At 70.1% G+C, this 22,470-nt stretch carries 22 protein-coding genes; 14 read left to right on the top strand and 8 right to left on the bottom strand.

Annotated elements, in window-relative coordinates; genetic code table 11:
* Positions 1 to 126: 126 nt before the first annotated feature.
* The 8 genes from mltG to GA0116996_RS23410 all read left to right on the top strand — a co-directional run bounded on the left by mltG (position 127) and on the right by GA0116996_RS23410 (position 5,856).
* Complete coding sequence (gene mltG / locus GA0116996_RS23445; protein WP_092316384.1) at positions 127 to 1,122, top strand: endolytic transglycosylase MltG; 996 nt, start codon at positions 127 to 129, stop codon at positions 1,120 to 1,122.
* 7 nt (positions 1,123 to 1,129) lie between these two features.
* On the top strand, positions 1,130 to 1,741 hold the full coding sequence (tmk, locus tag GA0116996_RS23440; RefSeq protein ID WP_092316382.1) for a dTMP kinase: 612 nt from the start codon (positions 1,130 to 1,132) through the stop codon (positions 1,739 to 1,741).
* A gap of 77 nt (positions 1,742 to 1,818) precedes the next feature.
* A complete protein-coding gene (locus GA0116996_RS23435; RefSeq protein ID WP_092316380.1) occupies positions 1,819 to 2,826 on the top strand; it encodes a DNA polymerase III subunit delta' in 1,008 nt (335 codons plus the stop codon).
* A gap of 74 nt (positions 2,827 to 2,900) precedes the next feature.
* Positions 2,901 to 3,317: a PilZ domain-containing protein gene (locus GA0116996_RS23430; protein WP_092316378.1), complete on the top strand. Its 417-nt coding sequence runs from the start codon at positions 2,901 to 2,903 to the stop codon at positions 3,315 to 3,317.
* A gap of 37 nt (positions 3,318 to 3,354) precedes the next feature.
* Positions 3,355 to 3,861, top strand: coding sequence for a GNAT family N-acetyltransferase (locus GA0116996_RS23425; RefSeq protein ID WP_092316376.1), 507 nt, complete (start codon positions 3,355 to 3,357; stop codon positions 3,859 to 3,861).
* A gap of 44 nt (positions 3,862 to 3,905) precedes the next feature.
* Positions 3,906 to 4,700: a TatD family hydrolase gene (locus GA0116996_RS23420; RefSeq protein WP_092316374.1), complete on the top strand. Its 795-nt coding sequence runs from the start codon at positions 3,906 to 3,908 to the stop codon at positions 4,698 to 4,700.
* The gene (locus tag GA0116996_RS23415; protein WP_425248317.1) at positions 4,693 to 5,439 is read left to right on the top strand and encodes an ankyrin repeat domain-containing protein; all 747 of its coding nucleotides are present in this window, start codon (positions 4,693 to 4,695) and stop codon (positions 5,437 to 5,439) included. Before GA0116996_RS23420 ends, GA0116996_RS23415 begins: the two co-directional genes overlap by 8 nt.
* A 15-nt stretch (positions 5,440 to 5,454) precedes the next feature.
* Positions 5,455 to 5,856: a YkvA family protein gene (locus tag GA0116996_RS23410; RefSeq protein ID WP_092316370.1), complete on the top strand. Its 402-nt coding sequence runs from the start codon at positions 5,455 to 5,457 to the stop codon at positions 5,854 to 5,856.
* Here GA0116996_RS23410 and egtB read toward each other — a convergent pair.
* On the bottom strand, positions 5,853 to 7,142 hold the full coding sequence (gene egtB, locus GA0116996_RS23405; RefSeq protein ID WP_092316368.1) for an ergothioneine biosynthesis protein EgtB: 1,290 nt from the start codon (positions 7,140 to 7,142) through the stop codon (positions 5,853 to 5,855). The two genes, GA0116996_RS23410 and egtB, sit on opposite strands and share 4 nt — an antisense overlap.
* Positions 7,143 to 7,326: 184 nt before the next feature.
* The gene (locus tag GA0116996_RS23400) at positions 7,327 to 7,947 is read right to left on the bottom strand and encodes an FMN-dependent NADH-azoreductase (protein WP_092316366.1); all 621 of its coding nucleotides are present in this window, start codon (positions 7,945 to 7,947) and stop codon (positions 7,327 to 7,329) included.
* Positions 7,948 to 8,109: 162 nt separating this feature from the next.
* On the opposite strand from GA0116996_RS23400, the gene GA0116996_RS23395 reads away from it, so the two are divergent.
* The 3 genes from GA0116996_RS23395 (at position 8,110) to GA0116996_RS23385 (ending at position 10,305) form a co-directional block, all read left to right on the top strand.
* Positions 8,110 to 9,057 carry a LysR family transcriptional regulator gene (locus GA0116996_RS23395; protein WP_092316364.1) on the top strand — a complete coding sequence of 316 codons (948 nt, stop codon included), beginning with the start codon at positions 8,110 to 8,112 and terminating at the stop codon, positions 9,055 to 9,057.
* Between the two features lie 188 nt (positions 9,058 to 9,245).
* On the top strand, positions 9,246 to 9,665 hold the full coding sequence (locus GA0116996_RS23390) for a DoxX family protein (RefSeq protein ID WP_092316362.1): 420 nt from the start codon (positions 9,246 to 9,248) through the stop codon (positions 9,663 to 9,665).
* Positions 9,666 to 9,714: 49 nt separating this feature from the next.
* The gene (locus GA0116996_RS23385; protein ID WP_375790514.1) at positions 9,715 to 10,305 is read left to right on the top strand and encodes a DUF4136 domain-containing protein; all 591 of its coding nucleotides are present in this window, start codon (positions 9,715 to 9,717) and stop codon (positions 10,303 to 10,305) included.
* Between the two features lie 18 nt (positions 10,306 to 10,323).
* On the opposite strand, the gene GA0116996_RS23380 is transcribed toward GA0116996_RS23385, so the two are convergent.
* Positions 10,324 to 11,547: an EAL domain-containing response regulator gene (locus GA0116996_RS23380; protein ID WP_092316360.1), complete on the bottom strand. Its 1,224-nt coding sequence runs from the start codon at positions 11,545 to 11,547 to the stop codon at positions 10,324 to 10,326.
* Between the two features lie 269 nt (positions 11,548 to 11,816).
* Here GA0116996_RS23380 and GA0116996_RS23375 point away from each other — a divergent pair, with 269 nt between their 5' ends.
* A complete protein-coding gene (locus tag GA0116996_RS23375; protein WP_092316358.1) occupies positions 11,817 to 15,155 on the top strand; it encodes a DNA translocase FtsK 4TM domain-containing protein in 3,339 nt (1,112 codons plus the stop codon).
* 26 nt (positions 15,156 to 15,181) lie between these two features.
* Entirely contained in the window at positions 15,182 to 15,523 is a 342-nt protein-coding gene (locus tag GA0116996_RS23370) for a cupin domain-containing protein (protein WP_092316356.1), read from the top strand.
* A 90-nt stretch (positions 15,524 to 15,613) separates the two neighbouring features.
* Here GA0116996_RS23370 and GA0116996_RS23365 read toward each other — a convergent pair whose 3' ends face one another.
* The 4 genes from GA0116996_RS23365 to GA0116996_RS23350 are packed head-to-tail and all read right to left on the bottom strand — an operon-like array spanning position 15,614 to position 19,269.
* Complete coding sequence (locus tag GA0116996_RS23365) at positions 15,614 to 16,210, bottom strand: peroxidase-related enzyme (RefSeq protein WP_092316354.1); 597 nt, start codon at positions 16,208 to 16,210, stop codon at positions 15,614 to 15,616.
* Positions 16,207 to 16,737, bottom strand: coding sequence for a CMD domain protein (locus tag GA0116996_RS23360; protein WP_092316352.1), 531 nt, complete (start codon positions 16,735 to 16,737; stop codon positions 16,207 to 16,209). Before GA0116996_RS23360 ends, GA0116996_RS23365 begins: the two co-directional genes overlap by 4 nt.
* A gap of 44 nt (positions 16,738 to 16,781) precedes the next feature.
* Positions 16,782 to 18,257: an FAD-dependent oxidoreductase gene (locus tag GA0116996_RS23355; RefSeq protein WP_092316350.1), complete on the bottom strand. Its 1,476-nt coding sequence runs from the start codon at positions 18,255 to 18,257 to the stop codon at positions 16,782 to 16,784.
* Positions 18,250 to 19,269, bottom strand: coding sequence for a LysR family transcriptional regulator (locus GA0116996_RS23350; protein ID WP_092316348.1), 1,020 nt, complete (start codon positions 19,267 to 19,269; stop codon positions 18,250 to 18,252). The genes GA0116996_RS23355 and GA0116996_RS23350 overlap by 8 nt, the downstream gene beginning before the upstream one ends.
* 235 nt (positions 19,270 to 19,504) lie before the next feature.
* Here GA0116996_RS23350 and GA0116996_RS23345 point away from each other — a divergent pair, with 235 nt between their 5' ends.
* Positions 19,505 to 20,995: a glycine betaine ABC transporter substrate-binding protein gene (locus GA0116996_RS23345; protein WP_092316346.1), complete on the top strand. Its 1,491-nt coding sequence runs from the start codon at positions 19,505 to 19,507 to the stop codon at positions 20,993 to 20,995.
* Here GA0116996_RS23345 and GA0116996_RS23340 read toward each other — a convergent pair.
* Positions 20,992 to 22,410 carry an aminotransferase-like domain-containing protein gene (locus GA0116996_RS23340; RefSeq protein ID WP_092316344.1) on the bottom strand — a complete coding sequence of 473 codons (1,419 nt, stop codon included), beginning with the start codon at positions 22,408 to 22,410 and terminating at the stop codon, positions 20,992 to 20,994. The two genes, GA0116996_RS23345 and GA0116996_RS23340, sit on opposite strands and share 4 nt — an antisense overlap.
* Positions 22,411 to 22,470 lie beyond the last annotated feature (60 nt).

The raw sequence follows: 22,470 nt of genomic DNA, 5'->3' as shown, positions 1-22,470 counted from the left end.
GGCTCACGGTCGGTGGCAGGCTGCCGGTTATTATATGGGGCTACGAGATTTTCGGCCGGCGCCGGTGGTCCGCGGCGGCATGCAAGTCCGACCGCGGTGCGGGCGGCCGGTTCCTATACCTGATACATGAAACGTTTACTCCTCACCCTTGGGCTTGCCGTGCTGGTATTCGCGCTGGCGGCCGTGGGCGGCTTTGCGTGGTGGGCCAATCACCCGGTGTCGCTGAGCAAGTCGCCGGTGGAAGTGGTGATCAAGCCCAATTCCGGCGTGGCCAGCGTCGGCCGGCAGATCCAGCGCGGCGGCGTGGGCATGGACCCGCGGCTGTTCGTGCTGCTGGCGCGCCTGACCGGCCACGGCGCCGCCCTCAAGGCCGGCGGCTATACGTTTGAAACCGGCGCCACGCCGCTGTCGATCATCGGCAAGCTCGCGCGTGGCGAAGTCACGCACTACGTGGTCACGGTGATCGAGGGCTGGGAGTTCCGCAAGATGCGCGCCGCGGTCGATGCCAGCCCGGCGCTGCGCCACGACACCCGCGGCATGTCCGACGCCGAACTGATGAAAGCCATCGGCGCGCCCGAGGCTTCGCCCGAGGGGCTGTTCTTTCCCGACACCTACCTGTTCGCGCGTGGCAGCAGCGACCTGGAGCTGTACAAGCACGCCTACCGTGCCATGCAGCGCCGCCTGAACGAGGCCTGGAACGCGCGCTCGCCCGACCTGCCGTACAAGACCCCGTACGAGGCGCTGGTGATGGCGTCGATCGTCGAGAAGGAAACCGGCCAGGCCGCCGAGCGCCCGATGATCGCCGCGGTGTTCATCAACCGTCTCAGGAAGAACATGCTGCTGCAGACCGACCCGACCGTGATCTACGGCCTGGGCCAGGCCTTCGACGGCGACCTGCGCAAGCGCGACCTGCAGGCTGACACCCCGTACAATACCTACACCCGCACCGGCCTGCCGCCCACCCCGATCGCGTTGCCGGGGCTGGCCTCGCTGGCGGCGGCGACCACGCCGGCGCCGTCCGACGCGCTGTACTTCGTCGCCCGCGGCGACGGCAGCAGCCATTTCTCCAACTCGCTACCCGAACACAACCGCGCGGTCGACAAGTACCAGCGCGGCAAATAGGCATTCCATGCGCGGAAAATTCATTACCTTCGAGGGCATCGACGGCGCCGGCAAGAGCACCCATATCGACTGGGTTGCAGACCGCCTGCGCGCGCGCGCCGATATCGCCGGTGTCGTCACCACGCGCGAGCCCGGCGGCACGTCGCTGGGCGAAGACCTGCGCCAGATCCTGCTGCACCGCAAGATGCACCTGGAAACCGAGGCGCTGCTGATGTTCGCGGCGCGGCGCGAGCATATCGCCGAAGTCATCGCGCCGGCGCTGGAGCGCGGCAAGTGGGTCATTTCCGACCGTTTCACCGACGCCACCTTTGCCTACCAGGGCGGCGGCCGGGGCCTGGCCACGGGCCGGCTGGAAGTGCTGGAAGGCTGGGTCCAGGGCGGCCTGCAGCCGGACCTGACGCTGCTGTTCGACGTGCCGCTGGAAACCGCCAGCGCCCGCCTGGCCGCCGCGCGCACGCCGGACAAGTTCGAGGCCGAATCGCGCGCCTTCTTCCAGCGCACCCGTGACGAATACCTGCGCCGCGCGGCGCAGTCGCCGCAGCGCTTCCGCGTCATCGACGCCACGCGCAGCATTGCCGATATTCGCGACGAACTTGAGAAGATCCTCGCAACTATCTGATTGGCCGGCATGTTTCAGCCGGCGTCACGGCAATATCAGCCAGTACTCGAAGTTGGACCGCTAACTTACTGATTTACATGCTCTATCCCTGGCAGAAAGAAGACTGGCAACGGCTGGGCGCGCTGCGCGAGCGGCTGCCGCATGCCTTGCTGATCCACGGCCAGCAAGGCATCGGCAAGCGCGACCTGGCGCTGCATTTCGCCCAGGGGCTGCTGTGCGAGGCTCCTCTCGCGGACGGGCAGCCCTGCGGCCAGTGCGCCGCCTGCCACTGGTTCAGCCAAGGCAACCACCCGGACTTCACCGTGGTGCGGCCCGAGGCCCTCGACGCCTCGGCCGAGGCGGAAACCGACGAAGGCGGCAAGAAGAAGGCGCCCAGCAAGATCATCCGCATGGAGCAGGTGCGCGCGCTGATCGAGGCCGTCGGGGTCGGCACGCACCGCGCCGGGCTGCGCGTGGTGGTGGTCTATCCGCTCGACGCGCTGCAGGCCGAGGGCGCCAACGCCTTGCTGAAGACGCTGGAAGAACCGCCGCCGTCGACCGTGTTCCTGTTGGTGACCGACCGCCTGGACCGCATCCTGCCGACCATCCTGTCGCGCTGCCGCCAGTTCTCGGCCCAGCGCCCGACGCCCGAGGCCGCGCTGGCGTGGCTGCGCGGGCAGGGCGTGGCGGATGCCGAGGCCCAGCTGGCGCTGGCCGGCGGCTCGCCGCTGACCGCGCTGCACGCGGCCGAGGCCGAGGAGCAGCCGCTGCAGCGCTGGCTGGTCGGCCAGCTCGGCGCCGCGGCCGCCTTCGATGCGGCCGCGGCGGCCGAGCAACTGCAGAAGCTGCCGGTGCCCGCCGTGCTTGGCATCCTGCAGCGCTGGACGTACGATCTGCTGGCACTGCGCCTGGATGGCGCTGCCACGCCGCGGTACTTCCCCAGGGAGCGCGCCGTGCTGGTGCGCTGCGCCGGCGCTACCGATGCATACGGCCTGCAGGGCTTTGCCGCGCGCCTGAACGCGCACCGCCGCAGTGAGAACCATCCGCTCGCTGCACGGCTGGTGATGGAGGCGGTATTCCTGGAGTACCGGCAGCTGTTCCGCTAGCGCGGCAGGTGGCCGGCCGCGGTTCATAACAACAAGCCATAACCACAAGCAGCAACGTTATCAGGGGGTCAACCATGAACACGGCAGTCGCCGGCGCCGGGCCGGCCGAGGCGGGCTTTGGTAGCGTCACAGGAAGCGGCGGCGGCGGGGCGGCCTCGCGGCCCAACGTGCTGTCGCTGTCGATCAAGGACCAGGCCGGGCTGTACGCGGCCTATATGCCGTTCCTGGCGCGCGGCGGCATCTTCGTGCCGTCGAACCGGCCGTTCCGGCTGGGCGAGCAGGTGTTCCTGGTATTGTCGCTGCTCGACCGGCCGCAGAAATACCAGATCGCGGGCCACGTGGCCTGGATCACCCCCGCGGGGACGCCGATGAAGACGCCCGGCGTCGGCGTGCACCTGCCCGACGACGACAACGGGCGCAACCTGCGCCGCGCGGTGGAGGACATCCTGGGCAAGATGCTGGAGTCCGGGCGCCCCACCCAAACCTTATGAATGTTGTGAGATTTCCATCACAACCTTTTGATTCTCAATGAATTTTTCGCTACGTATTGCCGAGCCCCGCGACCTGCCGGGCATCGTCGCCATCTACAACAGCACCGTGCCTTCGCGCATGGTCACGGCCGACACCGAGCCGGTCACCGTGGCCTCGCGCCAGGCCTGGTTCGACGCCCACCAGCCCGGGCGCCGTCCGCTCTGGGTGTGCGAGGATGCCGGCGGCAGCATGGCCGGCTGGATGAGCTTTTCGGATTTCTACGGGCGCCCGGCCTATGGCGCCACCGCCGAGGTGTCGATCTATCTGGACGCGCAGCGCCGCGGCCAGGGGCTGGGGCGCTACCTGCTGCAGCAGGCCATCGACCACGCGCCCACGGTCGGCGTCAACACGCTGCTCGGCTTTATCTTCGGCCACAACGCGCCCAGCCTGGGCCTGTTCGCGGCGCTGGGCTTCACGCGCTGGGGCGACCTGCCGCGCGTGGCCGTGCTCGACGGCGTCGAGCGCGACCTGATCATCGTCGGCCGCCGCGTGGACGCGGCCTGAGCGCGGCCCGAGCGCCGCCAGAGCACCGCACCTGAGATTTCCCCATGTTTGTCGATTCCCACTGCCATATCGATTTCCCCGAACTGGCCGCGCGCCTGCCGCAGCTGCTGGACAATATGCGCGCCAACCAGGTCACGCATGCGCTGTGCATCTCGGTCACGCTGGAAGACTTCCCGCGCGTGCTGGCGCTGGCCGAGCAGCATCCCAACCTGTACGCGTCGGTCGGCGTGCATCCTGACTACGAAGAGGGCGAGGACCCGACGCTGGAGCGGCTGGTGGCGCTGTCGGCCCACCCGCGCGTGGTCGGCACCGGCGAGACCGGGCTGGACTACTACCGGCTCAACGGCCGCAGCATCGCCGAGATGGAATGGCAGCGCGAACGCTTCCGCACCCATATCCGCGCCGCGCGCCAGACCGGCAAGCCGCTGATCATCCATACCCGCTCGTCCGCCGACGACACCCTGCGCCTGATGCGCGAGGAAAACGCGGGCGAGGCCGGCGGCGTGATGCACTGCTTCACCGAAACCTGGGAGGTTGCCCGCGAGGCGCTGGACCAGGGCTTCCATATCTCGTTTTCCGGCATCGTCACCTTCAAGAGCGCGGCGGACCTGCAGGAAACCGCGCGCAAGGTGCCGCTCGAGCGCATGCTGATCGAGACCGACTCCCCCTACCTGGCGCCGGTGCCGTACCGCGGCAAGACCAACGAGCCGGCCTGGGTGCGCCATGTGGGCGAATTTATCGCGCAGCTGCGCGGAGTGCCGGTGGAACAGGTCGCGGAACAGACGACGGAAAATTTCTTTAATCTATTCAAGCACATTGACAGGAAATCTCATGTTTGACATGAAATTTGTCCGCCGTGCCGCCGGCGCTGTTGCGCTGGCCGTCGCCACGCTCGCCCAGGCCGCGCCGGCCGACGACATGCGCAAGGCGGTGGAGTTCGACGACGCCAATACCGTCAAGAAGCTGCTGGCCAAGGGCGTCGACCCCAATGTGGTCGACAACCGCGGCAATCCGGCGCTGGTGCTGGCGCTGCGCGAGAAGTCGCTGAAGGCCGCCACGGTGCTGATCCGCGCCAAGGACATCGATTTCGACAAGGCCAACCCGGCCGGCGAAACCCCGCTGATGATGGCCGCGCTGCAGGGCCAGCTCGACATGGTCAAGCTGATGGTCGACGACATGGAGGCCGAGATCAACAAGACCGGCTGGACGCCGCTGCACTATGCCGCCACCAACGGCCACAACAACGTGGTCAAGTACCTGGTCGACCATGCCGCGTATATCGACGCCGAAAGCCCCAACGGCACCACGCCGCTGATGATGGCGGCGCGCGGCGGCCATATCGAGACCGTCAAGCTGCTGCTCGACGAAGGCGCCGACATGCGCCTGAAGAACCAGCAGGGTATGACCGTGATCGACTTTGCCGAGCGCTACAACCAGGCCGAGATCGCCAGCGGCCTGAAGTCGCGCTGGCAGAAGCTGTATCCGCAGACCCCCATCGTGCCGGCGCCGCCGCTGAAGCCGGCTATCGCCGAGCCCGGCGGCCAGCGCCCCCCGGCGCCGCAAAGCAAGGGCTGGTAAGCCGGGGCAGCGCCGATGGCGAACGGCTCGCGCCTGCGCCAGTGGGCGCGCGGGCTCAAGGGCAGCCTGCTGATGCTGTGGTTCTGCAGCCGCCATCCCGGCACGCCGTGGGCGGCGCGGCTGCTGGGCGCGCTGGTGGTGGCCTATGCCTTCAGCCCGATCGACCTGATCCCGGACTTCATCCCGTTGCTGGGCTATCTCGATGACGTGCTGCTGGTGCCGCTGGGCATCTGGTTCACGCTGCGGCTGATCCCCGCCACGGTCAAGGACGAATGCCGCGGCCGCGCCGAGGCCTGGCAGGCCACCCATGCGCAACGGCCGCGCAATCGCGCGGCCGCCGTGGTCATCGTGCTGGTGTGGGTCGCGCTTGCCTGGCTGGCCTGGCGCTGGCTGGCGCCATACTGGGCGCGGCCCTAGACGTCGTCGGCCAGCCGCACTCCGGTGAACTGCCAGCGCTGGTGCGGATAGAAGAAGTTGCGGTAGGTCGCGCGGATATGCGATTCGGGGGTGACGCATGACCCGCCGCGCAGCACCATCTGGCCGCTCATGAACTTGCCGTTGTACTCGCCCACCGCGCCCGCGTTGGGACGGAAGCCCGGATAGGGCAGGAAGGCGCTGGCGGTCCACTCCCATACGTCGCCGAACATCTGGCGCAGCACGCCGGCGGTGTTCTGGCGGTCCGGCAGCGGCCGCAGCGCGCGCCCCTCGACAAAATTCCCGGTGGCCGGCAGGCGGCTGGCCGCGTGCTCCCATTCCGCCTCGGTCGGCAGCCGGCGTTCGGCCCAGCGCGCGAACGCATCGGCCTCATAGAAGCTGACGTGGGTCACCGGGCTGTCGGGGTCGACCGGATGCATGCCGCGCAGCGTCATCTGCCACCAGGTGCCTTCGCGCTCTTCCCAGTAGAGCGGCGCCTGGATGCCTTGCTCGCCGACCCAGCGCCAGCCGTCGGACAGCCACAGCCCGGTGCTCTGGTAGCCGCCATCCTCGATGAACTCGAACCATTGCCGGTTGCTGACCGGGTGCGAGCACAGCGTAAACGGGGCCAGGTAGGTCTTGTGGCGCGGGCCTTCGCAATCGAAGGCGAAGCTCTCGCCACGGTGGCCGACCTCGACCAGTCCGCCATCGAAACCGATCCAGTCCGGCGCAGGCCGCGGGTCGGCAATCACGGGGGCGGGCAGTTCCGGGGCAAAGGCGGGGCGCAGCGGGTTCTGCGCGAACAGGTGCAGCATGTCGGTCAGCAGCAGTTCCTGATGCTGCTGTTCGTGCTGCAGGCCGAGCGTGATCAGCGCCGCCTCGTCGTCGGTCTGGGCGCTGCCCAGCAGCGACAGCATCGCTTCGTCGACAGCCTCGCGGTACGCCAGCACCTCGTCCAGCGACGGGCGCGTCAGCAGCCCGCGCTGCGGCCGCGGATGGCGCGCACCGACCGCTTCATAGTACGAGTTGAAGAGATAGCGGTAGGCCGGGTCCACCGGCTCGTAGTCCGGGATGCGCGCGGCCAGCACGAATTCCTCGAAGAACCATGTGGTGTGCGCCAGGTGCCATTTTGCCGGGCTGGCGTCGTCCATGGACTGCACGGTGGCATCGGCATCGGACAGGTCGGCCACCAGGGTTTCGGTGGCGGCGCGTATATGCCGGTACTGCGAAAGCAGGGCGGGTTCGTGCGGCGGATGGAGGGCGGCTCCTGGCAACAGGGCTGAAGTCATGCGGGCTCCCGGGTTGGATCGGTCGATGACTGCAGGCGGTGCACCGCCGCGGCCAGTGGCCCGCGGCCGCGCGCCGCCCATGGCACGCGGGGCGCCGTAGCGCCCCGAACCATCATAGACCCGATCCGGCCCCGGGGCGAGCCGGCGCCGTCCTACAGCGCCGGCCCCTGGGCACCGGTCGGCTTCAGGCAGCCAGCCGGCTGGCGTCGTTCAGCGCCGCGATCTCGGTGCGGGCGCTGGCCAGCGCGGCCTCGCGGACCTGCGGACCCATTGCCAGGCCGTGGGCGCGCACGTAGGTGATGTCGGTGATGCCCAGGAAGCGGAACACGATGTCGACGGTCTTTTCGTGGAGGTCCAGCTCGCTGGCATCCTGGCGCACCCCGCCGCGCGACGACACCACGATCACGCGCTTGCCGCCGGCCAGGCCCACCGGACCGTTCTCGGTGTACTTGAAGGTGCGGCCGGCCTGCGCGATGCGGTCGATCCAGGCCTTGAGCTGGCTGGGGATGCTGAAGTTGTATTGCGGCACGCCCACCACCAGCACGTCGGCGGCGAGGAACTCGGCCAGCCACTGCTCGGTGCGCTCCAGCTCGGCTTGCTGCACCGCGTTCAGGCCGTCCTTGGGGCCGCCCAGCACCGGCAGCAGGTTGCCCGACAGGTGCGCCGGGGCGTCCTGGTCGAGGTCGCGCACGGTCACGGTGGCGCCGGGGTTGGCGGCGACCAGGTCGGCCACCACGCTGGCGGTCAGGCCGCGCGAAACAGAGTTGTCGCCGAGGACGCTGGAATCGATCTGCAGGATGTTCATGTCTTTCTCCACAAGGATGCGGTTGCGATGGAGGAAAGATAGCGGCTGGCCATTGGTATCGGTAGTGAGGCAAAATGCAAAGGATTGTTCTACCGATGCAACGCCATGCCGGGCGGCATCTCCGCGGGATCGCGGGGCGCCCGCGTGGCTCCGGAGCCACCCATGCAAGACCTCAACGACCTGTCGCTGTTCGCCCAAGTGGTCGAGCACGGCAGTTTTTCCGCGGCCAGCCGAGCCACCGGCGTGCCCAAGTCGCGCCTAAGCCGGCGCATCGCCCAGCTCGAGCGCGATCTCGGCGTGCAACTGCTGCGCCGGACCACGCGCCAGGTGCGCGTGACCCCGCTGGGCGAATCCTTCTACGAACGCTGCCGCGCCATGCTCAACGAGGCCGCGGCGGCGCGCGAGGTCATCGAGCAGGCGCGCGAGCAGCCCGGCGGCACGCTGCGGGTCAGCTGCCCGATCGCCATCGCCCAGATCCTGCTGGCGCCGGCGATCGGCCTCTTCATGCGCGCCAACCCGGCGGTGCGCATCGAACTGGAAACCACCAACCGGCGCGTCGACGTGATCGGCGAGGGCTTCGACCTGGCGCTGCGCGTGCGCGAGGTGATGGAAGACTCCAGCCTGGCGGTGCGCACCTTTGGCGAAAGCGAGCTGATGCTGGTGGCCAGCCCGGCGCTGCTCGACAGCATCGGCCGGCCGCGCACGCCGCAGGCGCTCGACGGCATGCCGGGCGTGGGCCAGCAGCCGCACGACGGCAAGCACGCCTGGACCTTACGCTGCAAGACCGGCGATTCGATCCAGATTGCCTACGATCCGCGCCTGGTCACGGATGAATTCGCGGTGCTGCGCGAGGCCGCCATTGCCGGGGTCGGCGTGGCCATGCTGCCGCGCATGTTCTGCCGCGAGGCGCTCGAGAACGGCGAGCTGGAACTGGTGCTGCCGCAGTACGACATGCCGGTCGGCACGCTGCACGCGGTGTTCCCGTCGCGCAAGGGTGTGACCCCGGCCACCCGGCGCTTCCTCGACTTCCTGGGCGAGGTGTTGCCCGAATGCGCGCACAAGGTCGGCATGCAGCAGCCGCGGCCGCCGTCGATGCACCGGGTGGTGTAGCGCTGCCTGCGCCACGTGCAACGGCGCTGCCGGGCCGTGTTCGGGCCGCGCCCGGGCCGGGGCGCGTCGCGCATTTGCGGCTTTACGTTCACGCCGGCTCGCACTAAGGTACAGGGGCGAACCACGCGCGTGAGGGCTAAGGCGCATGGTTCGATCACCTCTCATAGACAACGGCAAGGAGAATGGCCATGGGTGGCTCTCAGGGTTCCCAGGACTTGGGCAAGGCGCTGCTGCGCATCGTGCTTGGCGTGTTGATCCTGATGCATGGCATCGCCAAGCTGACCGGCGAGTCCGGCATCGGGTTCGTGTCGAAGGTCGTCGCCGATACCGGCTTGCCGGCCTGGGTCGCCTACGGTGTGTACATCGGCGAAGTCGTGGCGCCGATCCTGCTGATCATCGGGCTGTGGAGCCGGCTGGCGGCGCTGGTCGTGGCCATCAACATGCTGTTCGCGGTGGCGCTGGTGCACAGCAAGGAGCTAGCCCTGCTGTCCAAGACCGGCGGCTGGGCCCTCGAGCTGCAGGGCATGTTCCTGGCTGCGGCGCTGGCGGTGGCCCTGCTGGGGGCGGGCAGGTTCAGCGTGGGCGGCATCAACGGCAAGCTCAACTAGCGCCCGAGGCGGCGCGGCAGGGCGCGCCGCCGATCCCTGGAGATGTATCGTGAATGCGTTCCGGCAACTCTTCCCGTTTGCGGCCGGGGCTGCGGCCCCGATGGCGGTCGCGGCGCTGCTGCTGTCGGGCTGCGCCAGCGTGCCCGACATCAAGACCGACTACAACCGCGCCACCGACTTCAGTGCCTACCGCACCTTCGGCTTTGTCGAGCGTCCCGGCACCGACCGCGCGGGCTATGAAAGCCTGACCACCCAGTACTTCAAGACCGCGGTCCAGCGCGAACTGGGCGCGCGCGGCTACCGCTACGCGGCGCAGTCGCCGGACCTGCTGGTCAACTTCAATGCCAGGCTGCAGGAAAAGGTGGAGGTCAGCCCGGCACCCGCGCCGATGATGGGCTACTACGGCTATCGCGGCGGGCTGTACGCGCCGTGGCCGGGCTACGGCTTCTATAACGACGTCTACCGCTACACCGAGGGCACCGTGAACATCGACCTGATCGACCGGCGCCAGATGAAGCTGGTGTGGGAAGGCGTGGCGGTCGGCAGTGTCGACACCAGCGACAAGGCCAGCGCCCAGCAGCGCATCGACAAGACCGTGGCGCAGATCTTCGCCAAGTACCCGTTCCGGGCCGGGCAGTAAGGCCGGCGGCGCTGCCGCTCAGGCCGGCGGCGTTGCCGTCGCGTGCTCGATGGCGTCCGCGACGAAGGCCTCCGCCGGCCTGGGCGCCGACCACAGGTAGCCCTGGCCCAGCGGGCAGCCCAGTGCCGCCAGCGCGGCGCGCTGGGCATCGGTCTCGACGCCCTCGGCCACGCATTCCAGCCCCAGTTCCCGGGCCAGGCCGATCATGCTGCGGCAGATCGTGGCGCGCTGGCCGTGCCCGTCGACTTCGGCGACGAACGACCGGTCCACTTTCAGCTGCGTGAACGGCAGGTCCGCCAGCAGCTTGAGCGTGGCGATGCCCACGCCGAAATCGTCGATCGCCACGCCATAGCCGAGCAGCCGCAGCCGGTTCAGCGCGACCGACAGCGCCAGCGTGTCGGGCACCGGGTAACCCTCGGTCAGCTCCACCGTCAGCGCCTGCCTCGGCACGCCGCTGGCGGCCACCAGCGCCTCGAACGATTCCAGCACGCCCGGCCGGCACAGCGTCTGCGCCGACGCGTTGAGGCCTATCGAGATTCCGACCCCGGCGGCGCGCAGGCGCTGCAGCGCGGCCAGGCACTGGCGCGCGACCAGGAAGAACACCGGGTCGGCAGCGTCCAGCGCCTCGAGCTGCGGGATGAACTGGTCGGGCGGTACCAGGCCATGCTCGGGATGGCGCCAGCGCACCAGTGCTTCGGCCCCGACCAGGCGGCCGCTGGCGATATCGTGCTGGGGCTGCAGCATGACCAGCAGGTCCGTGCCGGCGCGGGTCGCGGCGAGCAGTTCGTCGGCGTCGGGGGTCCAGGCGGGTACGCCCGCCGCGGCATCCTGGCGCACCAGGGCATCGGCCAGGATCACTTCGAGCGCATCGCGCGACAGCGGCTTGCGCAGCGCGTGCACGCGCGGGATGCCGGCGGCATGCGCCAGGCCGCGGTTGGAATCGAGGATGTCTTCGGCCAGCGCCGTGACCCACACCCACACCGGCGGCGCGCCGGCGAAAGCGCGCGGGCCGCGCCGGTGCAGCTCGGCGATCAGCTCGGGGCCATTGCAGCCCGGCATCTCGATATCGCACAGCACCACGTCGAACGGCTCGCGCGCCAGCAGCTCGGCCGCCTGCATGCCGTTGTGCGCGCTGGTCAGGGCCTGCACGCCGACATGGCGCAGCAGGCCCTCGGCGGCGGCGCGCTGGAACGGATGGTCTTCAACGACGAGGATGCGCAGCCTGGCGTAACGGATTGGCATGGAGCGTGAGGAGAAGGGAAGGGCGGCGGGCCGCCGGCATGCGATGCGGCCGGGTTTGCCGAATGGTAGCGCGGCGCGGCTGCGCCAGGCGGCGGCGTGATGGCCTGGTAGTCAGCGTGGCCGTGAATGTGCCCGCGCTCGCCCTGGCATTGTGGCGCAATGGCGTTGATAAAGCGCCGCGTTACGAATATTTGCGCTTTCCGATTCAATCGCCGACTGTCATAACCGCTACAATCGCTGCCCGGTGTTTTGAAGATGGCATGTCGATAATGGGTTTGGGCTGGTTCGGGTTCTCGACTTTCTGGATAGTACCGCTGCTGTGGCGGCTGGTGACGCGCTGGCTGGCCGGCGAGCGCCGCCTGGCCGGGCCCGGCTCGCTGCGCGTGTGGCTGGGCACGCTGGCGGTGCTGTGCGCGAGCGCCTGCCTGGAAGCGCTGACCGGCGGAGACGATCCCGAATCGGGCGCGGGCGGCGCCGCCGGCCGCGCGCTGGCCGGCGGTTTCGGCAACCTGTTCGGCTGGACCGGCGCCTTGCTGCTGATGCTGGGCGTGCTGGCACTGGCCGCGCCGATGGTGTTCGGCGAAACCTGGCGCAGCCTGTTCGCACGCAAGCCGCGCCGCGCCGCCGCGCCCGCCGCGGTGCCCGAGGAGGCGCCGGTGACCTTTGCCGCCACCCAGCCGCTGCGCGAGGCCGAGCGCCGCGATGCACCGGCGGCGGGCAACGCCGGCTGGACCGCGCCCGCGCCGCGCCATCGCAGTTTTGAAGCCGTCTCCGCGCGCCGCCAGCCCGCCTGGCAGCCGCCGCGCCGCACCCGTGAATCGCCGCCGCAGCCGGGCGAGCTCTGGCTGCATCATGCCGACGCGCCGGGCGCGAACAAGCCGGTGCGTGCCCCGCAGCCAGCGCCGGCTCCCGCCGCGCCGGCAACGCGTCCCGCCCAGCCTGCGGCACGCAAGCCGGCCGCCGCTGCCGTGCCCGCACCGGCCCCCGCGCCGCGGCCGGCACAGCCGTTGCGCGGCACCGTGGTCAGCAGCCCGTTCCGCCAGCCGCAGCCGCTGGTCCGTTCGGCGATCACGACGCTGCCGGAAGCGTCCGCGAAGCCCGCCGCCGCATCCGCAGTGCCGACCGCCGCCGCCGCCGTCGCCGCCACCGACACGGCCACCGCTCCGGCCGAGATCGCTGTCGCCGCGCAGGCGGCCGCCAGTGCCGAACGGGATGTCGTCGCACCAGCGCAGGCAATCGCCGTACCCGAGACAGAGCCGACGCCAGGGCCGGAAATCGTGCCGGCCGCGCCGGCCACTGCTTCCGTTCCGGTCGACGACGCTGTTACCGCCGCCCCGGCCGAACCCCTTGCGCTGGATGGCGATGCCCCATCGCTGGCCGCGCTGCGGCAGGAAGCGCTCGACCTGCTCGCCGAGTTGCAGGCCCTGGCGGGCAAGTCCGCGACAGTGCAGTCGGCTGACCCGGCATCGGACCCCTTGCCGGTGGCCATGCCCGAAGCGGCCGCGGATCTGGCCATCGAGGCGAACGCAGCAGAGCCCGACCCGGTTGCGACACCGCCGCTGGCTGACGTCGCGGCGGAAGCCCTCATCGAAGCGCAAGCCGAAGCCCTGTTGGCCGACGTGCCGGACAGCACGGGCGAGACCGCTCGTGAACCCGAAGCAAGCGCGCCGGATCACGACGCCGACGCCGTAGCCCACGCCGTGGCAAGTTCCGCGATGGAGGAGGGCAGCGAGCCCGAGCCCGATGCCATGGCGCTGGTCCCGGCCGAAGACGCCGGCACGGAAAGCACCCTGATGGATGGCAACGATCTGGTCAGCGAAGCCGTTGAGCCGGAGGCGTTGCCGGCCATCGACTTGGCCGATGCAGCCGATGCAGCCGATGCAGTGGAAGCAGTGGAAGCAGTGGAAGCAGTGGAAGCAGCCGAGGCCGTCGAGTCTGCCGCGGCCACCGAACCCCAGGCCCCTGTCGGAGCCGCGGCAGCCACCCTGCCGTCGCCGCCCCCCGCCAAGCCCCGCATCGTGCTGCCCGCCGTGGTCGGGCGTACCGTGCCGCTGGCAGCCGCGACGCAGCCTGCGGCCGCCCCGGCGCCCGCACCAGTGGCGCCACCGCCGCCGCGCCCGGCGGTCGACTACCGCCTGCCGCCGGCGGACTTGCTGGAAAGCGAAGTTGACAGCGCCGAGCAGGTGTCGGAAGAACGCCTGCGCGAAACCGGCGAACTGATTGCCCAGCGGCTGGCCGAGTTCAAGGTGCCGGTCGCCGTGGTCGGCGCCGGCGCCGGCCCGGTGATCACCCGCTTCGAGGTCGAGCCCGCCATGGGCGTGCGCGGCGCGCAGGTGGTGGGACTGATGAAGGACCTGGCGCGCGCGCTGGGCGTGACCTCGATCCGCGTGGTCGAGACCATTCCCGGCAAGACCTGCATGGGGCTGGAGCTGCCCAACGCGCGCCGGCAGATGATCCGGCTGTCCGAGATCGTCAATGCCGCCTCGTTCCAGGCGCATCATTCGCGGCTGGTGCTGGCGATGGGCAAGGACATCACCGGCAATCCCGTCGTGACCGACCTGGCGCGCGCGCCGCACCTGCTGGTGGCCGGCACCACCGGCTCGGGCAAGTCGGTGGCCGTCAACGCCATGATCCTGTCGATGCTGTACAAGGCCACGCCGGAAGACGTGCGCCTGATCATGATCGACCCCAAGATGCTGGAGCTGTCGGTCTACGAGGGCATCCCGCACCTGCTGGCGCCGGTGGTCACCGACATGAAGCAGGCCGCGCACGCGCTCAACTGGTGCGTCGGCGAAATGGAAAAGCGCTACAAGCTGATGTCGGCGCTGGGCGTGCGCAACCTGGCCGGCTACAACCAGAAGATCCGCGCCGCCGAGGCCGCGGGGCAGAAGGTGCCCAACCCGTTCTCGCTGACGCCGGACGCGCCCGAGCCGCTGTCGCGCCTGCCGATGATCGTGGTGGTGATCGACGAGCTGGCCGACCTGATGATGGTCGCCGGCAAGAAGATCGAGGAACTGATCGCGCGCCTGGCGCAGAAGGCGCGCGCCGCCGGCATCCACCTGATCCTGGCCACGCAGCGTCCCTCGGTCGACGTGATCACGGGCCTGATCAAGGCCAATATCCCGACGCGCGTGGCGTTCCAGGTCTCGTCCAAGATCGACTCGCGCACCATCCTCGACCAGATGGGCGCCGAGAGCCTGCTCGGCCAGGGCGACATGCTGTTCCTGCCGCCGGGCACCGGCTATCCGCAGCGGGTGCATGGCGCCTTTGTCGCCGACGACGAAGTGCACCGCGTGGTCGAGCACTGGAAGCAGTTCGGCGAGCCGGACTACGATGACGCCATCCTTGCCGGCGACCCGGCCGAGGCCGGCGGCGCCGACCTGTTCGGTGATGGCGGCGGCGACGGCGAGGCCGACCCGCTCTACGACGAAGCCGCCAGCTTCGTGCTGACCAGCCGCCGTGCGTCGATCTCGGCGGTGCAGCGCCAGCTGCGCATCGGCTACAACCGCGCGGCGCGGCTGATCGAGCAGATGGAAGCGGCCGGGCTGGTGTCGCCGATGGGCCGCAACGGCGCGCGCGACGTGCTGGCGCCCGGGCCGTCGGAATAACGCAACGTTACCTTCGGGAGGCGGTGATGGCGCTCGAGCATGGAAGCTTGCTGGCCGACGTGCCGGTGAACCTGGCGGAGGAAGTGTTCCAGCCGCTGCTGGCGCGGCCTGGCCTGAAGATCGAGCGGATCGTCTCCAACGGGCAGGCCAGTCCGGCAGGGTTCTGGTACAACAGCGCGCAAGCCGAGTGGGTGCTGCTGGTCAGCGGCAGTGCCGCGCTGGAGATCGAGGGTAAAGAAGGCCGGCATGTGATGCGGCCCGGCGACTGGCTGCACTTGCCCGCGCAATGCCGGCATCGCGTGGCGTGGACTGACGAAGGGCAGCCGACGGTCTGGCTGGCGGTGCATTACGAAGGCGTCGGCAACTGAGCTGTCCCTTGCGACAGCGCAGCTTGCATGCCATCGGGGCACACGCTCCCCTCTCCCGCGAAGTGGGAGAGGAGAGCAAACATTCGGCCCTCAGCCCCCGGCCTGATCCGGAAACACCGGCTCCCCAAGATTCAGCATCAACCGGTTCGCCCACGCAAAGATGGCAATCGAGTGGATCAGGTCCAGGATCTCCCCATCGCTCAAACCGGCCTCGCGCAGCGGCTTGAGCTGTTCGGCTGTGACCTCGGCCGGCCGCCCGGTCAGTTCCGCCGAGAACGTGGCGATGGCCCGTTCGCGCGCGGTGGTGCCGGCGGTGTAGGGATCGTCGAAGACCTGGCGGATCACGTCGTTGCGCTTGGCCAGTTGCTCGAACCGCTGCGCATGCACCGATGCGCAATACACGCAGCCGTTGATGCGCGACACCACCGTGGTCGACAGCTCGCGTTCGGCGCGCGGCATGCCGCCGGGCGCGTACATGATGGCGTTGAAGGCGGTCGAGCGCTGGCGCAGGATCTCGGGCTGGTGGACCAGGAAGCGGTAGTAGTCCTGCACCTTGGCCTTGGGGTGGCTTTCCTCGAGCACGGCGATCTGCTCCGGCGTGGCCTGGTCGAGGTCGACCACGTCCAGCCATGCCTTCCAGTCGAGCACTTCGTTGGTGAAGCCGTGGGATTTGATGATTTCGCTCATGCCAGGGCTCCGTTGTCGTTCAAGGCTTTCAGTGCGTCCAGTCCGGCCACCAGCCGCACCTGGTAGGAGAGGAACGCGACCAGCTGCGCCAGCGTGACCACCGCCGGGGTGCTCAGTCCGGCGGCGGGCAGCGCCAGCAGCGCGGCCTGGTCGCCCTCGACCGGTTTCTCGATCAGCTTGCGGGTGAATTCGAGCATGGCGCGCAGGCGCGGCTCGGCGATGTCCGCGGGCGTGCCCTCGGCCGCGGCGCGGACCTGGCTGGCATCGATGCCGAGCTGTTCAAGCCGGCCCCGGTAGTGCGCGGTCAGTGCCGGCGACGGCGTCAGGCGGGCGGCGTACAGCGCCACCAGCAGCCGTTCCGCCAGCGACAGGCCGGGCAGGTCGGGGTCGAACAAAGCGTCGTAGCTGCCCTGGGTGGCAGCCACGACCTTGTCGCGCTGGTGCCGCAGGGCGTGGGTGGCGCTGCCCGGCGCGAGGCCGGTGAGCTGGTCGATCAGGTCGACCGCGGAAGTCGGGGGCTGGGTCATCGGAGGCTCTGGTGGGGTCTTGCGTGAGTTGGGTCGGGGTGGCTTCAGGCCTTGGCGGTGCGCAGCGCCGGCGGCGGCGCCGGCACCCATTCGTCGCCGAAGACTTCGGGCTCGGCATAGGCCTGCAGCGCGGCGTAGTGCAGCTCGATGTCTTCCTGGTACAGCCGCGCGGCAATGCCCTGGCCAAGCCGGCGCGCGCCGTCGCTGATCGCCGGGATGTCGCCGGACACGGTGCCGTGCGACAGCGCCGCCGGATAGCAGAAGCAGTGGATGCGCGTCAGGCCGGGGCAGGCGCCGGGCGTCTTCTCCTGGAATTCGAAGGCTTCGCCGAGATCGGGCGAATCGGACAGCTCGCGGTCTTCCTGGCCAGCGGGCGGCGCATGGCGGTCGCGCCAGAAGCGGATATGCGCGGCGAAGGCGGCGAACTCGGGGCGCGTTTCCAGCGCGATGCGGAAGCCCGTGGAGAAGATCAGGAAGTCCAGTTCGAACTCGCCCTGCGGGGTGCGCACGCGCAGCACGTCGCCCTGCGCCTCGATCGCTTCCAGCGCGGCGCCCAGGTTGAAGTACGCATTGGCATGGCGCGACACGCGCAGCGTGCTGCCACGCGGCGGCGGCACCTGCTGGCTGTTGATGTAATGGCGCAGGCGCCATTTCCAGGCATCGGACAGGCCGTAGTGGCCGAAGGTCAGGCCCGGGTTGCCGGCGCCCTTGCTCTTGTTGACGCGCGGAATGTCGGCACGGCGGATCAGCATCTCGACGCTGGCGGCACCGGCCTCCAGCGCGGTCGCGGCGCTGTCCATGGCCGAGGCGCCGGCCCCGACCACGCCCACGCGCTTGCCGCGCAGCGCGGCGTAGTCCATCTCGTCTGACGAATGCGCCCACAGGTGACGTGGCAGCGCGGCGGCCACCGGCGGCAAGTAGGCGCCGCCGAGGCCGTCGCGGCCGGTGGCCAGCACCACGCGGCGCGCCAGCACCGTGAGCGCGCCGGCCGGGGTCTGCAGCGACAGCGCCACCAGCCCGTCGGGGCGCGGCACGATCCGCTCGACCTGGTGTTCGTTGCGGATATCCAGCGCCAGCACCTGGCGGTACCAGCGCAGGTAATCCATCCATTGCAGGCGCGGGATCTTGTCCAGCGCCTGCCACGCGGCCTCGCCGAACTGGGCCTCGTACCAGGCGCGGAAGGTCAGTGCCGGCAGGCCCAGCGCGGGGCCGGTCAGCTGCTTGGGCGAGCGCAGCGTCTCCATGCGCGCGGTGGTCGCCCACGGGCCTTCATAGCCCGCCGGGGCGCGGTCGAAGGCGCGCACGCGCATACCGAGGTGGGTCAGCGTGGCGCTTGCCGCGAGGCCGGCCATGCCGCCGCCGATCACGGCGACGTCCAGCACCTCCTGCCCGTCGACGCTGCGCGGCATGGTCCAGGCCTTGGCGGGCAGCTCCAGCCAGGACAGGTCCTGGCGCAGCCGGGCTTCGAGGGCGGCCAGGCCCGGGGGCGGGGGAACGGTCGCAACGGTGGGGTCAGTCATGGCTTGTCAGTCGGTAATCTTGGGTGGAGCGGTCCTCGGCAGCGCCGGTGTCGCCGGTGTCGCCATAGAGCGATTGCAGCAGCGCGCCGTGCTCGGCCGGCTCGCGCCGCACCAGGTCAGGCAGCAGGCCGGCAGCCGCGTCGGCCACCGCCTGCACCAGCCCCAGCACGGCGGTGCTGGCAGGGCGTGCCTGCGGCGTGATCACCCCGAAAAAGAACGGGATATCGGCATCGATGGGCCGTACCGCGATATCGGTCAGCGGCAGCCCGCGCGCGGTCACCGGCTCCAGCAGCGCGACGCCCAGCCCCGAGCGCACCAGGGTCAGGGCGCTGATCGAGGTGTTGGTGTCGATCACGCCCGCCGCCGGCACGCCGGCGGCGGCCAGCGCGCGGTCGACGCGGCGGCGCAGCCGGTAGGGGTTGTGCATGGTGATCAGGCGGCGGCCGCGGCAGTCGTGCAGCGCGATGGCGGGCTGCGCCGCCAGCGGGTCGTCGGCACGCAGCGCCGCCACGCAGGCGGACTGGCCGATCCAGTGCACGGTCACGCCGCGGTGCTCCAGCGGCAGGCTGTTCAGGCCGATGTCGGCGGCGCCGGTCAGCACCGCGTGTACCACCTGTTCGGGCGACTGGCTCTGCACCGCCACGCGCGCCGGCGCGCACAGCCCGCGCGCGAACGCCAGCGCCAGCGCCGGCGGCAGCAGGCCCGCGGCCAGTGCGGGGGTGGCGGCAATGCGCAGCGGCCGGCCATCGCCGCGCGCCAGCGCCGCGGCGCGCGTGCGGATCTGCTGCATGCCCGCCAGCGTCTGCTCGACCTCGTCGTAGAGCAAAAAACCCTGCTCGGTCGGGCTCACGCGCGGGCCGCTGCGGGTGAACAGGGCGAAGCCGAGTTCCGCCTCCAGTTCCTGGATCAGCCGCGTGATGGCCGGCTGCGAGCGGCCGAGCAGTCGCCCGGCGGCGGTGACGCTACCGGTGGTGACGACTGCGGCGAAGGCTTCCAGTTGCCGGATTTCCATTGGGCGGTGGTTGGCGTGGGCAATGTATATGTAATCTGGATTCTGACGTGTCCATCATGCAAATGGCAAATACTATTTCGGGATAAGGCTATGCCGCAGCTATGATGTAGAGATGCCGGACGCACACCGGCCCACCAAAAGGACGGATGTGTTTGCCTGGCTCCCCGGCAATTGGCATGACCATGAAAGGCCCACGCTGTGGCGCGTGGCACTTTGGGTGCTGACAACGGCACTTATGATTGCGGAGTCCGCGCAGGCGGCCGACCCGCTGCGCGTCGGCTCCAAGCGCTTTACCGAGTCCTACGTCCTCGGCGAACTGCTGACGCAGGCTGCGGGCCCGCCTGGCACCGCGCAGCACCACCAGGGGCTGGGCAATACCGCGATCGTGTTCGAGGCGCTCAAGGCCGGCAGCATCGACCTCTATCCCGAGTACACCGGCACGCTCGCCGCCGAGATCCTGAAGCTGCCGCCTGGCGCCGGCCTGGAGGACATCCAGCGGGCACTGGCCCCGCTGGGGCTCGGCGCCACGATCCCGCTCGGCTTCGAAAACACCTACGCCCTGGCGGTCTCCGATACCCGCCCGCTCCACCTGCGCCGGCTCAGCGACCTGGCCGCGCAGCCACGGCTGCGGCTGGGCCTGTCGCATGAATTCCTCGGCCGGGCGGACGGCTGGCCCGGTCTTGCCAGCCGCTATGGCCTGCCGCAGCAGCCGGTCGGGCTGGACCACGGCGTTGCCTATGAGGCGCTGGCAGCAGGGCAGGTGGATGCCATCGACATTTATTCGACCGACGCCAAGATCCTCAAGTACCGGCTGCGCGTGCTCGAAGATGACCGCCGCTATTTCCCCCGCTATGACGCCGTGGTGGTGTACCGGCTGGATGTGCCGCAGCGCTTCCCGCAGGCGTGGCAGGCGCTGCAGCGCCTGTCGGGCCGCATCAGCGCGGCCGACATGGTGGCGATGAACGCCGCGGCGGAGATTGACCGGAAGCCGTTCGATCTCGTCGCGCGAGAGTTCCTGGCCCAGGGCTCGTACCCCGGCACAGAAGCCGCCGCAGCGCCGGCATCCGAGGCCGCTGCGGCCGGCACCAGCGGTCGCGGCCTGCTCGGCGCACTGCTGGGGCCCGATACCAACCGGCTGGCGCGGCGCCATGTCGGCCTGGTCGCCGGCGCGGTCGGCGCGGCCACGCTGGCCGGCGTGCCGCTGGGCATCCTGGCCGCGCGCCGCCGGCGCACCGGCCAGGTGGTGCTGGGTGCCGTCAGCGTGCTGCAGACCGTGCCGTCGCTGGCCCTGCTGGCGATGCTGATTCCGCTGCTGGGCCGCATCGGCGTGTGGCCCGCGCTGGTGGCACTGTTCCTGTATGCGTTGCTGCCGATCGTGCGCAACACCGCCACCGGACTGGAGCAGGTGCCAGCGGGCATGCGCGACGCAGCCCGCGCGCTCGGGTTGCGCGGCGGCCAGGTACTGCGCTACGTCGAACTGCCGCTGGCGTTGCCGGTGCTGCTGGCCGGCGTCAAGACCGCGGCCATCATCAGCGTGGGCACGGCCACCATTGCGGCGTTCGTCGGTGCGGGCGGTTTCGGCGAGCGCATCGCCACCGGGCTGGCGCTGAACGACACCACGCTGCTGCTCGCCGGCGCGATCCCGGCCGCGGTGCTGGCGCTGGCGGTGCAGGCCGCGTTCGAGGCGCTGGAGTGGGCGCTGCGCCGCCATCGCGGCGCGCGCTAGCCGGCCGGCTGCTGCGCGATGAGCCGCCCCAGCGTGGCCACCGCGGTCTCTGCCTCGTCGTTCCACAGGTGGCCATAGTTGAGCCGGATGCAGTTGCGGTAGCCTTGCCGCGCCGAAAAAATCGGCCCCGGCGCGATGCCGATACCGGCTTCCAGCGCGGCATGGTGCAAGGCCAGTGCATCGAAGCCGGCCGCGAACTCCACCCACAGGAAATACCCGCCCTCGGGCCGCGACACCCGCACCTGTTCCGGAAAATGCCGGCCGATCGCATCGATCATGCGGCCCTGCTGCATCTCCAGCACGTGGCGCAGCTTGCGCAGGTGCTTGTCGTAGCCGCCATGCTGCAGGTATTCGGCCAGCGCCACCTGCGCGGGCACGCCGGCCGACAGCGTGGTCATCAGCTTGAGCCGCTGGATCGCCTCGCCAAAGCGGCCCGGCGCGACCCAGCCGATGCGGAAGCCCGGCGCCAGGGTCTTGGAGAAGGAGCTGCAATGCATCACCAGCCCTTGCGTATCGAAGGCCTTGGCCGGCAGCGGGCAGCGGTTGCCGAAGTAGAGCTCGCCATAGACGTCGTCCTCGATCAGCGGCACCTGGTGGCGCGCGAGCAAGGCCACCAGCGCCTTCTTCTTGTCCTCCGACATGCTGGCGCCGAGCGGATTCTGGAACTGCGTCATGAACCAGCACGCCTTGACCGGGTGGCGCGACAGCGCCGTGTCGAGCGCGCCCAGGTCGATGCCTTCGGCGGGGTCGACCGGGATCTCGACGGCCTTGAGCCGCAGCCGCTCCAGCGCTTGCAGCGAGGCATAGAAGCCGGGCGATTCGATCGCGACCACGTCGCCCGGCTGCGTCACCGCCATCAGGCACAGGTTCAGCGCCTCGAGCGCGCCGTTGGTGACGACCAGGTCTTCGGCCGGCTGCGGCGCGCCTGCGCCGAGGTAGCGCAGCGCGATCTGGCGGCGCAGCGCGGCATTGCCGGGCGGCAGGTCGTTGACCGAGTACCACGGGTCGAGCGCGCGGCCGGCACGCGCCAGCGACTTGCCCAGCCGCTCCCACGGGAACAGCTCGGGCGACGGAAAGGCCGAGCCGAACTGCACCAGTTCGCGGTCGCGCGCGCCTTCGAGCACGGCGAACACCAGCTTGGAGATGTCCACCTGCGTCGACACCTGCCGCGACGGGCGCGCCTGCGGCTGCGGCAGCTCGCGCCGCGCCGCGCCCGCCACGTAGTAGCCGGAGCGCTCGCGCGCCCGCACCAGCCCGCGCTCTTCCAGCCGGTAATAGGCCTGGAACGCGGTCGACGGGCTGACGCCGTACTGGGCCACGGTCTTGCGGATCGACGGCAGGCGCGTGCCCGGGGGCAGGCTGCCGTTGCGGATGTCGGCGGCCAGGGTTTCGGCCAGGGCTTCGTACCGTTTCATGGTGGGGGCAGGGCGGCGTCGGTCAGGGGATTATCGCCCGGGCGCAACCAACTGATACGT

Source organism: Cupriavidus alkaliphilus (assembly GCF_900094595.1).
Classification (GTDB): domain Bacteria; phylum Pseudomonadota; class Gammaproteobacteria; order Burkholderiales; family Burkholderiaceae; genus Cupriavidus; species Cupriavidus alkaliphilus.
The sequence above is the reverse complement of the archived record's forward strand: the minus strand, read 5'-3'. Positions and strand labels throughout refer to the sequence as shown.

Bases quoted from the DNA above. Each gene is read 5' to 3' on its own strand.
- GA0116996_RS23370 (WP_092316356.1), top strand. From the start codon at position 15,182: ATGGCGCTCGAGCATGGAAGCTTGCTGGCCGACGTGCCGGTGAACCTG.
- GA0116996_RS23395 (WP_092316364.1), top strand. From the start codon at position 8,110: ATGCAAGACCTCAACGACCTGTCGCTGTTCGCCCAAGTGGTCGAGCAC.
- GA0116996_RS23425 (WP_092316376.1), top strand. From the start codon at position 3,355: ATGAATTTTTCGCTACGTATTGCCGAGCCCCGCGACCTGCCGGGCATC.
- GA0116996_RS23430 (WP_092316378.1), top strand. From the start codon at position 2,901: ATGAACACGGCAGTCGCCGGCGCCGGGCCGGCCGAGGCGGGCTTTGGT.
- GA0116996_RS23345 (WP_092316346.1), top strand. From the start codon at position 19,505: ATGATTGCGGAGTCCGCGCAGGCGGCCGACCCGCTGCGCGTCGGCTCC.
- GA0116996_RS23355 (WP_092316350.1), bottom strand. From the start codon at position 18,257: ATGACTGACCCCACCGTTGCGACCGTTCCCCCGCCCCCGGGCCTGGCC.
- GA0116996_RS23375 (WP_092316358.1), top strand. From the start codon at position 11,817: ATGGGTTTGGGCTGGTTCGGGTTCTCGACTTTCTGGATAGTACCGCTG.
- GA0116996_RS23365 (WP_092316354.1), bottom strand. From the start codon at position 16,210: ATGAGCGAAATCATCAAATCCCACGGCTTCACCAACGAAGTGCTCGAC.
- GA0116996_RS23340 (WP_092316344.1), bottom strand. From the start codon at position 22,410: ATGAAACGGTACGAAGCCCTGGCCGAAACCCTGGCCGCCGACATCCGC.
- tmk (WP_092316382.1), top strand. From the start codon at position 1,130: ATGCGCGGAAAATTCATTACCTTCGAGGGCATCGACGGCGCCGGCAAG.
- GA0116996_RS23420 (WP_092316374.1), top strand. From the start codon at position 3,906: ATGTTTGTCGATTCCCACTGCCATATCGATTTCCCCGAACTGGCCGCG.
- GA0116996_RS23360 (WP_092316352.1), bottom strand. From the start codon at position 16,737: ATGACCCAGCCCCCGACTTCCGCGGTCGACCTGATCGACCAGCTCACC.
- GA0116996_RS23380 (WP_092316360.1), bottom strand. From the start codon at position 11,547: ATGCCAATCCGTTACGCCAGGCTGCGCATCCTCGTCGTTGAAGACCAT.
- GA0116996_RS23390 (WP_092316362.1), top strand. From the start codon at position 9,246: ATGGGTGGCTCTCAGGGTTCCCAGGACTTGGGCAAGGCGCTGCTGCGC.
- mltG (WP_092316384.1), top strand. From the start codon at position 127: ATGAAACGTTTACTCCTCACCCTTGGGCTTGCCGTGCTGGTATTCGCG.
- GA0116996_RS23400 (WP_092316366.1), bottom strand. From the start codon at position 7,947: ATGAACATCCTGCAGATCGATTCCAGCGTCCTCGGCGACAACTCTGTT.
- egtB (WP_092316368.1), bottom strand. From the start codon at position 7,142: ATGACTTCAGCCCTGTTGCCAGGAGCCGCCCTCCATCCGCCGCACGAA.
- GA0116996_RS23415 (WP_425248317.1), top strand. From the start codon at position 4,693: ATGTTTGACATGAAATTTGTCCGCCGTGCCGCCGGCGCTGTTGCGCTG.
- GA0116996_RS23410 (WP_092316370.1), top strand. From the start codon at position 5,455: ATGGCGAACGGCTCGCGCCTGCGCCAGTGGGCGCGCGGGCTCAAGGGC.
- GA0116996_RS23435 (WP_092316380.1), top strand. From the start codon at position 1,819: ATGCTCTATCCCTGGCAGAAAGAAGACTGGCAACGGCTGGGCGCGCTG.
- GA0116996_RS23350 (WP_092316348.1), bottom strand. From the start codon at position 19,269: ATGGAAATCCGGCAACTGGAAGCCTTCGCCGCAGTCGTCACCACCGGT.